The following is a 13,390-nucleotide window of genomic DNA, read 5'->3' on the forward strand; positions in this document are numbered from 1 at the left end:
CAGCCTCCAGTACGGGCGCATACGCCTGAAGGCGGAGACGGGATCCAGCTCAAGGTCTGACGTTTCGCGAGGCGCACACCACTAACGTCGAATCCGTGACTGTCATCGCGACCGAAAGCCTGAGCAAGCGGTACCCCCGAGTGACCGCCCTCGACCGGCTCTCCCTGGACATCGGGCCCGGCGTGACCGGACTCGTGGGCGCCAACGGAGCCGGCAAGTCCACGCTGATCAAGATCCTGCTGGGACTGTCCCCCGCCACCGAGGGCAGCGCCGCCGTGCTCGGCCTCGACGTCCGCACGCATGGCAGCGCCATCCGTGAACGCGTCGGCTACATGCCCGAACACGACTGCCTGCCACCCGACGTCTCGGCCACCGAATTCGTCGTCCACATGGCCCGCATGTCCGGGCTGCCGCCGACCGCCGCCCGCGAGCGCACGGCCGACACCCTGCGCCACGTCGGGCTGTACGAGGAGCGCTACCGCCCCATCGGCGGCTACTCCACCGGCATGAAGCAGCGCGTCAAGCTGGCCCAGGCACTGGTCCACGACCCCCAACTGGTCCTCCTCGACGAGCCGACCAACGGCCTGGACCCGGTCGGCCGCGACGAGATGCTCGGCCTGATCCGGCGCGTCTACACCGACTTCGGCATTTCCGTCCTGGTCACCTCCCACCTCCTCGGCGAGCTGGAGCGGACCTGCGACCACGTCGTGGTCGTCGACGGCGGCAAACTGCTGCGCTCCAGCTCCACCAGCGACTTCACCCAGACCACCACGACCCTCGCGGTCGAGGTCACCGACTCCGACGCCCACCCGGACGGCACCGCCGCCCTGCGCAAGGCACTCGGCGCGGCTGGCCTCACCCTCCACGCGGGCGAGGAGCAGGGCCTGCCCGGCGCCGGCCACATCCTCCTCGTCGAGGCCGCCGACGACCGCGCCTACGACACCGTCCGCGACACCGTCGCCGACCTCGGCCTCGGCCTGGTCCGCATGGAGCAGCGCCGCCACCACATCGCGGAGGTCTTCCGCGACAACGACCAGCCCGCGCACCTCGTCCAGCAGAAGGGAGCCGGTTCCGATGGCGCCTGACACCTCGACCCAGATCCACAACATCGGCTACCGGTCCTACGACGGGCCCCGCCTCGGCCGCGCCTACGCCCGCAAGTCGCTGTTCTCGCAGTCCCTGCGCGGCGCCTACGGACTGGGCCGCTCCGCCAAGTCCAAGGTCCTGCCGATGATCCTCTTCGCGGTGATGTGCGTTCCCGCGCTGATCCTCGTCGCGGTCGCCATCGCCGTACCCGGCTCCACCGACCTGCCCATCAAGTACACGACGTACGCCCTCACCACCCAGGTGGTCATCGGTCTCTACCTCGCCTCCCAGGCCCCGCAGTCCGTCTCGCGGGACCTGCGCTTCAAGACCGTGCCGCTGTACTTCTCCCGGCCCATCGAACGCGTCGACTACGTCGTGGCCAAGTTCGCGGCCATGGCCTCGGCCCTGTTCATCCTCACCGCCACGCCACTGCTGATCATGTGGATCGGCTCGCTCCTGGCGAAGTTCGACTTCGCCGACCAGACCAAGGGATTCGGGCAGGGACTGGTGTCGGTGCTGCTGCTGTCATTGCTCTTCGCGGGCCTCGGCCTCGTCATGGCCGCCCTCACCCCGCGCCGCGGCTTCGGCGTCGCCGCCGTCATCGCCCTGCTGCTCATCCCCTTCGGCGCGGTCACAGCGGTGCAGGGCGTCGCCTACTCCACCGGGAACACCGGGGCCATCGAATGGATGGGCCTGTTCTCCCCCATCACCCTCATCGACGGCTTCCAGGCCGCCTTCCTCGGCGCCACGTCCGCCTTCCCCGGCGGCGAAGGCCCCTCGGCCGGTGTCGGTGCCGTCTACCTGCTCGTCATCCTCGGCCTCATCGCCGGCTCCTACGCCGCCCTGATGGCCCGCTACCGGAAGGCCGGGCTGTGACAGTCATCGACATCGACCACACCTCACGCTGGTTCGGGAACGTCGTCGCCGTCAACGACGTGACGATGCGCATCGGCCCCGGCGTCACCGGACTGCTCGGCCCCAACGGCGCCGGCAAGTCCACGCTCATCAACATGATGGGCGGCTTCCTCGCCCCCTCCACGGGCACCGTCACCCTCGACGGCGCACCGATCTGGCAGAACGAGCAGGTCTACAAGCACGTCGGCGTCGTGCCCGAGCGCGAGGCCATGTACGACTTCCTCACCGGCCGGGAGTTCGTCGTCGCCAACGCCGAACTGCACGGCCTCGACGACGCGGCCGCCCGGCGGGCACTCGCCACCGTCGAGATGGAGTACGCCCAGGACCGCAAGATCTCCACGTACTCCAAGGGCATGCGCCAGCGCGTCAAGATGGCCTCCGCCCTCGTCCACGATCCGTCCGTACTGCTCCTGGACGAGCCGTTCAACGGCATGGACCCGCGCCAGCGCATGCAGCTGATGGACCTCCTGCGGCGCATGGGCGACGAGGGACGCACCGTCCTGTTCTCCTCCCACATCCTGGAGGAGGTCGAGCAGCTCGCCTCGCACATCGAGGTCGTCGTCGCCGGCCGGCACGCGGCCTCCGGCGACTTCCGCAAGATCCGCCGCCTCATGACGGACCGCCCGCACCGCTACCTGGTCCGCTCCTCCGACGACCGGGCCCTCGCCGCGGCCCTGATCGCCGACCCCTCCACCGCCGGCATCGAGGTCGACCTGAAGGAAGGCGCGCTGCGCATCCAGGCCGTCGACTTCGGCCGGTTCACCGAACTGCTGCCCCGGGTGGCCCGGGAGCACGGCATCCGCCTCATGACGGTCTCGCCCTCCGACGAGTCCCTCGAGTCGGTCTTCTCCTACCTCGTCGCGGCCTGAAAGGAGCTGGCACCCATGTACAACCCCACCGTCGCCCGGCTCACCTACCGGGCCCTGCTCGGCCGACGCCGTGCGATGATCCTCTTCGCGCTGCCCGCCCTGCTGATCGTCATCGCGATCGCCGTGCGCGCCTTCGCCGGAGTGGACGACAAGGTCGCGGCCGACCTCCTCGGCGGCTTCGCCCTCGCGACGATGGTTCCGCTGATCGGCGTCATCGCCGGCACCGGCGCCATCGGCCCCGAGATCGACGACGGCTCGATCGTCTACCTGCTGGCCAAGCCGGTGAAGCGCCCGACGATCATCATGACCAAGCTGACCGTGGCCATCGCCGTCACCATGGTCTTCTCCGCGGTCCCCACCCTGATCGCCGGCTTCATCCTCAACGGCAACGGCCAGCAGATCGCCGTCGCCTACACCGTCGCCGCCCTCGTCGCCTCGATCGCCTACAGCGCGCTGTTCCTGCTGCTCGGCACGGTCAGCCGGCACGCGGTCGTCTTCGGCCTGGTCTACGCCCTGATCTGGGAGTCCCTCTTCGGCAGCCTGGTCTCCGGCGCCAAGACCCTCAGCGTCCAGCAGTGGGCCCTCTCCCTCGCGGAGAAGGTCGCCGGCCCCGGCTACGTGGACGCCACCGTCGCCCTGCCCACCGCCGTGATCCTGCTCGCCGCGGTCACCGTGGGCGCCACCGTCTACGCCGGCCAGAAACTGCGCCGCCTCACCCTGGCAGGCGAGGAGTAGGCCTGCGGGACCCCCGCGCCCGCTGTGCCCCGCCCGGCCCATTCGGCCAGGCGGGGCACAGCTTCAGGCGCCATGATCGGTTCATGATCGAGCAGAGCGACCCGGAGCCGTCCAGGCCACTGCGGTCCTGGATACGTTCCACCCCCGGAACGCACATATGGCTGCTGATCATCGCCGTCACCAGCGTCGTCGTCGCCATCGCGCCCGATCAGGTCGAGCGCGTCCTGCTCCACCGCAACAGCAGCAACATCCACCAGCTCGTCAAATACCCGGTACGGGCACTCATCAGCAGCGCGTTCTGGATCGAGGACCCCGCCTCGCTCGCCCTGTACGCCGTGCTCTTCGAGGTCTTCCACGCCCCCGTCGAACGCTGGCTCGGCACCCTGCGCTGGCTCATGATCGTCGCGACCGCCCATGTCGTCGCCACCCTGATCAGCCAGAAGGTGCTGCTCACCGCCATCCAGGCGCACGAGGCCCCGCGCAGCATGACCCACGTCGTCGACATCGGCGTCAGCTACGGACTGGCGGCCTCCGTCGGCGTCCTCACCTACCGGATCCCCAGCCCCTGGCGATGGTTCTACCTCGCCGGAGCCGTCGCCTTCTTCGGTGTCCCGCTCGCCACCGGCGGCACCTTCACCGACCTCGGCCACGCCATCTCGCTCGCCGTCGGGCTGCTCGCCTGGCCCCTCACCCGCCACGTCGATCCTCCCCCGCTGGGAGGCGACCCCCGTGAAACCGGGTCATGTTTCACGTGAAACGTGACGGGTCGCCCTCCGCTTCCCCGCGGTGCTCCCACGCCCACGCGGCGATCCCCGCGGCCGGAAAATTCGCTGGTAAGGGGCTTCCGGCCGGGGCACAGTTGGTCGTGCGGGGAGCAACAAAAGGTCCGGGACAGCCACTTCGAGCGCGCCTCATGGCGCGGGCTGTCCCGGACCTCTCGTACGTCCTCAGCGGTTACGCGGCGCCCAGCAGGCGCTCCAGCACCACCGCGATGCCGTCCTCCTCGTTGGAGGTCGTCACCTCGTCGGCCACCGCCTTGAGTTCCGCGTGGGCGTTGGCCATGGCCACTCCGTGCGCGGCCCAGCCGAACATCGGGATGTCGTTGGGCATGTCGCCGAAGGCAATGGTGTCCGCCGCCTTCACGCCCAGCCGGCGGGCGGCGAGCGACAGCCCGGTGGCCTTGGTCAGCCCCAGCGGCAGGATCTCCACGATGCCCGGACCCGCCATCACGATGTCGACCAGGCTGCCCACGGTCTGCCGGGCCACCTGTACGAGCGAGTCGTCGTCCAGCCCGGGGTGCTGGATGTACAGCTTGTTCAGCGGGGCCGTCCACATGGCGGCGGTGTCCTCCAGGTAGAGGGCCGGGAGGCCCTCCTGCACCTGGTAGCCGGGTCCGAAGAGCACCTCGCCGTCGACCCCGTCCCGGCTGGCGGCCAGCGCCAGCGGACCGATCTCTGCCTCGATCTTCGCCAGCGCCAGTCCGGCCAGCTGCCGGTCCAGCGTCACCGAGGTCAGCAGCCGGTGCGCACCGGCGTCGTAGACCTGCGCGCCCTGCCCGCACACGGCGATCCCCTTGTAGCCGAGGTCGTCCAGTACGTTCCGGGTCCAGGGCACGGCCCGGCCGGTGACGATGATGTGCGCCGCGCCCGCCGCGGTGGCCGCGGCGAGCGCTTCACGGGTGCGTTCCGAGACGGTGTCGTCGCCACGCAGCAGCGTGCCGTCGAGATCGGTCGCGACGAGCTTGTACGGGAACGGGACCGGGCTCACTTGGTGATCGGCTCCAGGACCTCGCGGCCGCCGAGGTACGGACGCAGCACCTCGGGCACCCGCACGGAACCGTCCGCCTGCTGGTGGTTCTCCAGGATCGCGACGATCGTGCGCGGTACGGCGCACAGCGTGCCGTTCAGCGTCGCCAGCGGCTGGGTCTTCTTGCCGTCGCGGTAGCGGATCGACAGGCGGCGGGCCTGGAATCCGTCGCAGTTCGAGGCGGAGGTCAGCTCGCGGTACTTGCCCTGCGTCGGGATCCACGCCTCGCAGTCGAACTTGCGGGAGGCGGAGGCGCCCAGGTCACCGGTGGCCACGTCGATCACCTGGAAGGGCAGCTCCAGGCTGGTCAGCCACTGCTTCTCCCACTCCAGGAGCCGCCGGTGCTCGGCCTCGGCGTCCTCCGGCGCGACGTACGAGAACATCTCGACCTTGTCGAACTGGTGGACGCGGAAGATGCCGCGGGTGTCCTTGCCGTACGTACCGGCCTCGCGGCGGAAGCACGGAGAGAAGCCCGCGTACCGCAGCGGAAGCTTCTCGGCGTCGATGATCTCGTCCATGTGGTACGCGGCGAGCGGGACCTCGGAGGTGCCGACCAGGTAGTAGTCGTCCTTCTCCAGGTGGTACACGTTCTCCGCGGCCTGGCCGAGGAAGCCGGTGCCCTCCATGGCCCGCGGGCGGACCAGCGCCGGGGTCAGCATCGGCACGAAGCCGGCGGCCGTGGCCTGCGCGATCGCCGCGTTGACCAGGGCGAGCTCCAGCAGGGCGCCGACACCGGTCAGGTAGTAGAAGCGCGAGCCCGAGACCTTCGCGCCGCGCTCGACGTCGATGGCGCCCAGGGACTCGCCGAGCTCCAGGTGGTCCTTGGGCTCGAAGCCCTCGGCGGCGAAATCGCGGATGGTGCCGTGCGTCTCCAGGACGGCGAAGTCCTCCTCGCCGCCGACGGGGACGTCCTCGTGCACGATGTTGCCGAGCTTGAGCAGCAGCTGCTTCGCGACCTCGTCGGCCTCGTTCTGCTCGGCCTCGGCGCCCTTGACGTCCTGCTTGAGCTGCTCGGCCTTCTTGAGCAGCTCGGTGCGCTCCTCGGGGGATGCCTTGGGGATGAGCTTGCCGAGCGACTTCTGCTCATTGCGCAGTTCGTCGAAGCGCATGCCAGAGGACCTGCGGCGCTCGTCGGCGGAGAGCAGTGCGTCGACGAGTTCGACGTCCTCTCCACGAGCGCGCTGCGAGGCGCGGACACGGTCAGGGTCTTCACGGAGCAGCCGGAGGTCAATCACCCCTCCAGGCTACCGGGCTGGGGTTCCTGGGATCACACCGATATCACGCTGCGTGTCGCTATGTCCTAATTGCGGCGAAAGGATAAGTCTTGACCGGCGGCCGGAAGTGATCGTTCCGCGGCGGTCGATAAAAGCCGCCCATTCCCCGAAAAGGGACGGCGCACCGGCCGGCGGCCGAGCCCTGAGCAGGGCCGGAGCCCCTCCCTTGTCCACAGGAATTCACAGCCGCCCGATCTTATCCACAGGCTGTGTGCCGCATCTGTGGACACGGAAATAGATCATTCCCGATCGGTGGGTGACCGAGGTGAATCAGGGTTCAAACCGCCCTCACACACTCATTCGGGTGGGAATGACTCGCCCCAAAGAGTTGATCGGTGATACGGGGGTGACGTCGTTCACCTCCCGCTCTCCAGCGCGAAACCTGGGCGCTGCGGCCGATATGTCGACCTTGTCGTGCCGCTGTGTCGACTTGTCCCCAGGTTCGCCTGTCGGCCTGTGGATAACTCTGTGGACAGTGGACGGCGGACTACGCGCGGCCGTCGAGGCAGCGAGTCAGCCAGTCGGAGGCGTCCGTGAAGTCGCCGTCGGAGGTTCCCGGCCTGGGCGCACCGACGTCACCCAGAGCAACGCCGGCCCGCGGATAGGAACCGAGGAAGCGGACCTGGGGGCAGGTCCTCTTGAGCCCCATGAGTGCCTCCCCGACCCTCCGGTCCGAGATGTGTCCCTCCGCGTCGACGGCGAAGCAGTAGTTGCCGATTCCCGCACCTGTCGGGCGGGACTGGATCAGCATCAGGTTGACCCCGCGCACGGCGAACTCCTGGAGGAGTTCCAGCAGCGCACCGGGCCGGTCGTCGCCCATCCACAGCACGACCGAGGTCTTGTCGGCGCCCGTCGGGGCCGCGGGCCGGGCCGGGCGCCCGACGAGCACGAACCGGGTCTCCGCGTTCTCCGCGTCGTGGATCTCGGTGACGAGCGGCACGAGCCCGTAGGTGGCGGCCGCGAACTCGCCGGCGAAGGCCGCGTCGAAACGGCCCTCCTGGACCAGCCGGGCGCCGTCGGCGTTGGAGGCCGCCGACTCCCACACCGCGTCCGGCAGGTTCGCCCGCAGCCAGTTGCGTACCTGCGGCTGGGCCACCGGGTGCCCGGTGACGGTTTTGACGTCGGACAGCGCGGTACCGGGCCGCACGAGCAGCGCGAAGGCGATGGGGAGCAGCACCTCGCGGTAGATCATCAGCGGTTCGCCGGAGGCGAGCTCGTCCAGGGTAGCGGTGACCCCGCCCTCGACCGAGTTCTCGATGGGGACGAGGGCGGCCGCGGCCTCCCCGTTGCGCACGGCGTCCAGGGCGGCCGGAACGGACACCATCGGGACGAGCTCCCGGGTGGCGGCTTCCGGAAGCGTACGGAGGGCGGCTTCGGTGAAGGTGCCCTCGGGACCGAGATACGTGAAGCGGGTGGCCGACATGCGGTCAGCCTAATGCCGAGATGTCCGCCCTTGTTGGGCCGTTCATCCTTCGAGCAGCCGCTGCCCTACGTACTCCCCCGGGCGGGGGCCGGGCGGGACGGCGTAGAGGCCGCTGGACTCGTGGCGGATGAACTCCGACAGCGCGTCGCCGCGGTCGAGCTTGCGCTGGACGGGCACGAAGCCGCGCAGGGGGTCGGCCTGCCAGCAGATGAAGAGGAGCCCCGCGTCGGGGGTGCCGTCGGCGCCGATCCCGTCGTGGAAGGAGAAGGGGCGCCGCAGCATGGCGGCCCCGCCGTTCTGGGCGGGGGCGGAGATCCGGGCGTGGGCGTTGGACGGGATGACGGGTTTGCCGTCGGCCCCGAACTTGTTCAGGTCCAGTGGGGTGGTCTCGGTGCCGCCGGTCAGCGGGGCGCCGGTGGCCTTCGTGCGGCCGATGACCTGCTCCTGCTGTGCGAGGGACTGCTTGTCCCAGTCGTCGAGGAGCATGCGGATGCGCCGTACGACGGCGTACGAGCCTCCCGCCATCCACGCGTGCTCGGCCGGTCCGGGGCCCGAGGCGGGGACGAAGATCCGCTTGTCGAAGTCGGGCTGGGCGGGCTTCGGGTTGCCCGTGCCGTCGATCTGGCCCATCAGGTTGCGGGCGGTCATCGGCGTGCCGGTGGCGCCGGGGGACCGGTTGAAGCCGTTCATCTGCCAGCGGACCCGGGCCGCGTCCCCCGCGTCCTTCTGCAGCGCGCGCAGGGCGTGGAAGGCGACGAGCCCGTCGTTCGAGCCGATCTGGATCCACAGGTCGCCGTTGCTGCGCTGGGGGTCCAGCCGGTCGGACGAGAAGTCCGGGAGCGGGTCGAGAGCCGTGGGGCGGCGGGCCGTGAGACCGGTCCGGTCGAAGAAGGAGTGGCCGAAGCCGAAGGTGACGGTGAGGGAGGACGGGCCGGCGTCGAGGGCGATACCACTGTCCGAGGTGGGTGCGGTCTCGCCGGCCATCAGCCGTCGGGCGGTCTCGGACCAGCGGCGCAGCAGCGCCGCCGCCTCGGTGCGGCCGGCGCCCGCGGCGAGGTCGAAGGCGAGGACGTGCCCCTTGGCCTGGAGGGGGGTGGTGATGCCGGCCTGGTGGTCCCCTTCGAAGGCGACCTGGGTGGCACCGAGGGAGGACAGGCTCCCTGCTGCGCCCGCGGCGGAGGAGCCGGCCCCGGAGTCGGCGAGGGCGGAGTGCGCGAGGGCGCCGCTTGCTGCGCCGAGCGCCAGCCCCGCGGCGCCTGCGGCGCCGACGGTGCCCAGCAGCCGTCGCCGGGAGATCTCGATGTCGGAGTTGCTCTCGGTCACGCTGTTCAGCCGATCTTCACGTTCTTCTGGACGGTCGTCTGGTCGATGTCGGAGGTGCGGATGGTCACGTCGATACGCCATTCACCGGCGAGAGGGAGCTGGACCCCGGACGCGGTCCAGTGTCCCGGTGCGGCATGGTCGGGGACGAGGGGCAGCGGGCCGATGTCCTTCGCGGGGAGGGTGAAAGCGATCTTGACCTCGGGGAGGTCGAGGGGCTGGCCGTCCCCGGAGTCGGCCCACAGGTGCAGGGTGTTGGCCCCGACCCGGCCCGGGTCGAGCTCCAGCCGGACGGATCCCTTGCCGTTCGGGCCACCGGTGTCGAACGGCAGAGTGATCTTGACAGCCCGGTCGGGGACGGCGGGGGCGGCGGAACCGCGGGCCGCCTCCCGCTCCACGGTGCGCCCGGGCTCGGTGCTGGTGAGGACCGTGGTGACGGCGAGCAGCACCACGGCGACGGCGGCCTCGGCGAGGACGGAGCGGCGCAGGCCCACCCGGTCAGCATCCGCGTCGCGGACCTGCTTCTCGCGTGCGTTCTGGCGGGCGGCGCGCTGTCGGGCGAGCTGGGCGGCGCGCTTGGGGTCGGCCGGCACGGGGGCAGGCTCGGTTTCACGTGAAACACCGGTGCTCGCAGGAACCGGGACGGCGACGGTGGCTGTTTCACGTGAAACGTCGGCGAGCCGGCCGGTCCACCTGCGGGACACGAACGCGAGGCCGACGAGGACGGCGACCAGGCCGACCTTCACGAGCAGCAGCCGTCCGTAGTCGGTCCCGGTGAGCGCGGACCAGCTGCCGACCTGGCGCCAGGACTGGTACACGCCGGTGACGGCCAGGACCAGGACGCTGACGAAGGCGACCCTGGAGAAGCGGCGGACGGCGGCCCGCTCGATGCCGGGGACCTGGCGGAGCGCGGTGAGCAGGGCGGCGAGACCGCCGAGCCAGGTGGCCGCGGCCAGCAGGTGGAGGATGTCGACGGGCATGGCGAGGGTGGACTGGATGCCCGTCGAGGCGTGTTCGGACAGGGCCCAGGTGGCGGCGATGCCCGCGGAGACGACCGTGCCGCCGATGGCCAGCCCGAAGGTGAGGTCATCGGTGTCCCGGGTCGTCTCCGAGTCCTCGGCCGAAGCCGCCTCGGCACCGTCGGACTCCTGCTGGCGGCGGGCGTAGACACCGAGCAGGACCGCGATGAAGAGGGCTGCCGCGCCCAGCAGGAGCAGGCGGGAGACGAGTGAGGCTCCGGTCTTGGTCGCCAGGACGGCCCGCAGCCCCTCGAGGTCGAAGGCGTCGGCGAACTTCCCGGACCCGGTGTAGGGGGTGCGGAGCGCCAGCATCACCAGGGTGGCGGCGGTCAGGGTGACCCAGGCGCGGACGACGAGCTTCTGCAGCGGCCGCTGCGCCGCGCCCCGGCGCCAGCACAGCAGGATGAAGGCGGCCGCGCCGACGAGGACGGTGAAGCCGGCGTAGGCGGCGTAGCGGGCGATCCCGTACATGATGCCCACCGGGCCGCCGCCCGCCTGCTGGGCGGGCAGCTTGACGGTGGTGGTGGAGGGGGCGCCGACGGAGAAGGTGAAGGCGCCGGAGATGGGGTGGCTGTCGGCGGAGACGGCTTGCCAGGCGACGGTGTACGTCCCGTTGGGCAGGCCGGCACGCAGGGCGGTGCCGTAGCGGACGGTGTTCCCGCTGCACAGGTCGCGCAGTTCGCCGGTGTCCACGCGCTTGCCCTGGGGGTCCAGGATGCGGATGGAGTCGCCGCCCATGGCGACCTGCTCGGAGAAGGAGAGCGTCACCTGGGCGGGGGCCGTGGCGACCACCGCCCCGTCCTTGGGGTCGCTCGCGGTGAGTGCTGCGTGTGCCGTGGCCGGGGCGGCCGCGGTGAACAGGGTTGCCAGCAGGGCTGCGAGGACCAGCGCGAGCCGCGGCAGGAGTGCCGTGGCGCGGGTGCGGGCCGTGGAGGGGGCGGTGGTCGTCATGGCGTGTCAGTCCCTCGGTGCGGGTCCGTCAGTGACCGTTGCTGTTCTGGGCGTTGAACGTCCGTTCCTTGACGTCCAGCTCGACCTTGACGGGGTCGGCCTTCTCGAAGTGCAGCTCGACCGTGACCTTGTCGCCGACCTTGGGGGTGTTCTTGAGCCCCATGAACATGACGTGGTTGCCGCCGCGTTCCAGCTTGAGTTCACCGTTGGCAGGCACGTCCATGGACGCGACCTGCTGCATCTTCTGGTCCTTCGTCTCGTGGATCTGCAGATCGTCGGAGAGCGCGGAGGTGACGCCGGTGAGCTTGTCGGCGGTCTTGGAGCCGTTCTTGATGACCATGAACGCGCCGGCCATCTTGTCGTTGACGGGCTCGGGCATGTACCCGCCGCTGACCGTCATCTCCGGCTTGCCGTTGGCGGAGTCGCCGGAGTCGGCGGAGTCCGAGGAGCAGCCGGATATGGCGAGTGCTGCCGTCAGGGAGAGGGCGGCGGCCAGGGTGCGGGTGGTACGGGCGGTCACGGGTTCTCTCCCTTGATGATCTTCGGCAGGTCCTTGGTGTAGTCGTCGACGGTGGCGCCCTCTCCGTAGAGGACATAGCCCTCGTCGGTCTTGGGCGAGAACGCGATGACCTGGGCGCCGTGCATGGAGACGACGCTGCCGTCGGCCTCCTTCTTGGCGGCCTCGATACCGATGCCGAGCGTGCGCGCGGCGGCCTGGATGGTGGCGAAGTCCCCGGTGAGTCCGACGAACGCCGGGTCCTGGGCCTTGAGCCACGAGCCGAGGGATTCGGGAGTGTCCCGGTCGGGGTCGGTGGTGACGAAGACGACCTGGAGCTTGTCCTGGTCGGCCTTGGGGAGTGCCTTCTTGGCGACGGCGATGTTGCTCATCGTCAGGGGGCACACGTCGGGGCAGTTGGTGTAGCCGAAGTAGATGAGGGTGGGCCGGCCCTTGGTCTGCTCGCGCAGGTTCCACGGCTTGCCGGTGGTGTCCGTGAGGACGAGCTCCGGCTTGGCGAAGGGCCGGTCGAGGACGGTCGCGGCCTTCGCGTTGCTCTGGCCGCCCGCGATCTGGGTGACCGAGCCGGGCTTGGCGGCCTCGCCGCCGCAGGCGGTGAGGGTGAGTACGGCCGCCGCGAGGAGGGCGGCGACCGTCACACGTGTGGTGCGCATGGAGAGGTGTCCCTGGGATCGGGGATGGTTCGGGAAGGTCAGGCGGAGCGGCGGCGCGAGGCGACGCCGAAGGCGACACCGCCGAGTCCGACGAGGATGCCCGCGATACCGAGGGCGCGTGCCGTGTTGTCGGCACCGTCTCCGGCGCCGGCCTCGTCGTGGCCAGGGGCGTCCTTGTCCGCCTTCACGTCCTTGGCGTTCTTGTCGTCGTCGTGGTGGCCGTCGGCGCCCTTGGCGGCGGTCAGCTTCAGGACCGGCGCCGGGTTCTGCGGTTCGGCGGCGCCTTCCTTGGCCTCCTCGATCCAGCGGACGACTTCGCCGTTGTCGTAGGTCTGGATGGACTTGAAGACCATCTTGTCCGCGTCCTCGGGGAGCTTGCCGACGGAGAGCGGGAACTGCTGGAACTTGCCGGGCTCGATCTTGCCGCCGGTCCAGGTGACCTTGGTGACGGCCTCGTTGATCTGCTTGCCGTGGACGGTGAGCGGCTTGTCGAGCTTGCTCTTCTCGACCGTCACGGTCCAGCCGGGAACGTCCTGCGGCATGACGGACGTGAGCGGCTGGTCCACGGGGAAGTTGACCTCCAGCTGCGTGGTCGCGGCGTTGTCGCGCTCGTTGGGGACCTTGAAGTTGATCGTCGCGTAGCCGCCCTTGGTGGCTTCGCCGGGCTGGACGCCGACGTGGGCGAAGGCCGTACCGGACAGGACGAGGACGGTACCGGCGGCGAGGGCGGCGGCGAAGGAGACGCGAGAGGTCTTCATGGCAGAAACACTCCACGGAAGCAGTGGTGACGGTGGCTCCGCGCACGGGCGCGCGCGGAGTTCG

General features: G+C 70.2%; 13 protein-coding genes. 5 read left to right on the top strand and 8 right to left on the bottom strand.

The features are described 5' to 3' along the window. The first annotated feature begins 95 nt into the window (after nucleotides 1-95). From ACZ6Y1_RS09660 to ACZ6Y1_RS09680, 5 genes are all read left to right on the top strand, one after another. A complete protein-coding gene (locus ACZ6Y1_RS09660) occupies nucleotides 96-1,085 on the top strand; it encodes an ABC transporter ATP-binding protein (protein WP_469625428.1) in 990 nt (329 codons plus the stop codon). Continuing rightward, nucleotides 1,075-1,962, top strand: a complete 888-nt coding sequence (locus ACZ6Y1_RS09665) for an ABC transporter permease subunit (protein ID WP_469625431.1) — start codon at nucleotides 1,075-1,077, stop codon at nucleotides 1,960-1,962. The genes ACZ6Y1_RS09660 and ACZ6Y1_RS09665 overlap by 11 nt, the downstream gene beginning before the upstream one ends. Next, nucleotides 1,959-2,870, top strand: coding sequence for an ABC transporter ATP-binding protein (locus tag ACZ6Y1_RS09670; protein ID WP_469625433.1), 912 nt, complete (start codon nucleotides 1,959-1,961; stop codon nucleotides 2,868-2,870). Before ACZ6Y1_RS09665 ends, ACZ6Y1_RS09670 begins: the two co-directional genes overlap by 4 nt. Before the next feature lie 15 nt (nucleotides 2,871-2,885). Further along, nucleotides 2,886-3,605, top strand: a complete 720-nt coding sequence (locus ACZ6Y1_RS09675) for an ABC transporter permease (RefSeq protein WP_469625435.1) — start codon at nucleotides 2,886-2,888, stop codon at nucleotides 3,603-3,605. An 83-nt stretch (nucleotides 3,606-3,688) separates the two neighbouring features. Beyond that, a complete protein-coding gene (locus ACZ6Y1_RS09680; protein ID WP_469625438.1) occupies nucleotides 3,689-4,360 on the top strand; it encodes a rhomboid-like protein in 672 nt (223 codons plus the stop codon). A gap of 199 nt (nucleotides 4,361-4,559) precedes the next feature. Here ACZ6Y1_RS09680 and ACZ6Y1_RS09685 read toward each other — a convergent pair whose 3' ends face one another. The 8 genes from ACZ6Y1_RS09685 to ACZ6Y1_RS09720 form a co-directional block, all read right to left on the bottom strand. Continuing rightward, nucleotides 4,560-5,372 carry an HAD family hydrolase gene (locus tag ACZ6Y1_RS09685; protein ID WP_469625440.1) on the bottom strand — a complete coding sequence of 271 codons (813 nt, stop codon included), beginning with the start codon at nucleotides 5,370-5,372 and terminating at the stop codon, nucleotides 4,560-4,562. Further along, nucleotides 5,369-6,646, bottom strand: a complete 1,278-nt coding sequence (gene serS / locus ACZ6Y1_RS09690) for a serine--tRNA ligase (RefSeq protein ID WP_469625442.1) — start codon at nucleotides 6,644-6,646, stop codon at nucleotides 5,369-5,371. Before serS ends, ACZ6Y1_RS09685 begins: the two co-directional genes overlap by 4 nt. A 526-nt stretch (nucleotides 6,647-7,172) precedes the next feature. Further along, nucleotides 7,173-8,108: a prephenate dehydratase gene (gene pheA, locus ACZ6Y1_RS09695; RefSeq protein ID WP_384751482.1), complete on the bottom strand. Its 936-nt coding sequence runs from the start codon at nucleotides 8,106-8,108 to the stop codon at nucleotides 7,173-7,175. Between the two features lie 42 nt (nucleotides 8,109-8,150). Further along, nucleotides 8,151-9,431 (bottom strand): iron uptake transporter deferrochelatase/peroxidase subunit, encoded by a 1,281-nt coding sequence (gene efeB / locus ACZ6Y1_RS09700; protein ID WP_469625446.1) that lies wholly within the window; start codon nucleotides 9,429-9,431, stop codon nucleotides 8,151-8,153. A gap of 5 nt (nucleotides 9,432-9,436) precedes the next feature. Continuing rightward, the gene (locus ACZ6Y1_RS09705; RefSeq protein WP_469625448.1) at nucleotides 9,437-11,398 is read right to left on the bottom strand and encodes a copper resistance CopC/CopD family protein; all 1,962 of its coding nucleotides are present in this window, start codon (nucleotides 11,396-11,398) and stop codon (nucleotides 9,437-9,439) included. Between the two features lie 28 nt (nucleotides 11,399-11,426). Further along, complete coding sequence (locus tag ACZ6Y1_RS09710; RefSeq protein ID WP_469625451.1) at nucleotides 11,427-11,918, bottom strand: copper chaperone PCu(A)C; 492 nt, start codon at nucleotides 11,916-11,918, stop codon at nucleotides 11,427-11,429. After that, nucleotides 11,915-12,568, bottom strand: a complete 654-nt coding sequence (locus tag ACZ6Y1_RS09715; protein ID WP_469625453.1) for an SCO family protein — start codon at nucleotides 12,566-12,568, stop codon at nucleotides 11,915-11,917. Before ACZ6Y1_RS09715 ends, ACZ6Y1_RS09710 begins: the two co-directional genes overlap by 4 nt. Nucleotides 12,569-12,606: 38 nt before the next feature. After that, nucleotides 12,607-13,326: a YcnI family copper-binding membrane protein gene (locus tag ACZ6Y1_RS09720; RefSeq protein WP_469625455.1), complete on the bottom strand. Its 720-nt coding sequence runs from the start codon at nucleotides 13,324-13,326 to the stop codon at nucleotides 12,607-12,609. Nucleotides 13,327-13,390: the final 64 nt, after the last annotated feature.

The organism is Streptomyces sp. NPDC053432 (assembly GCF_055585365.1).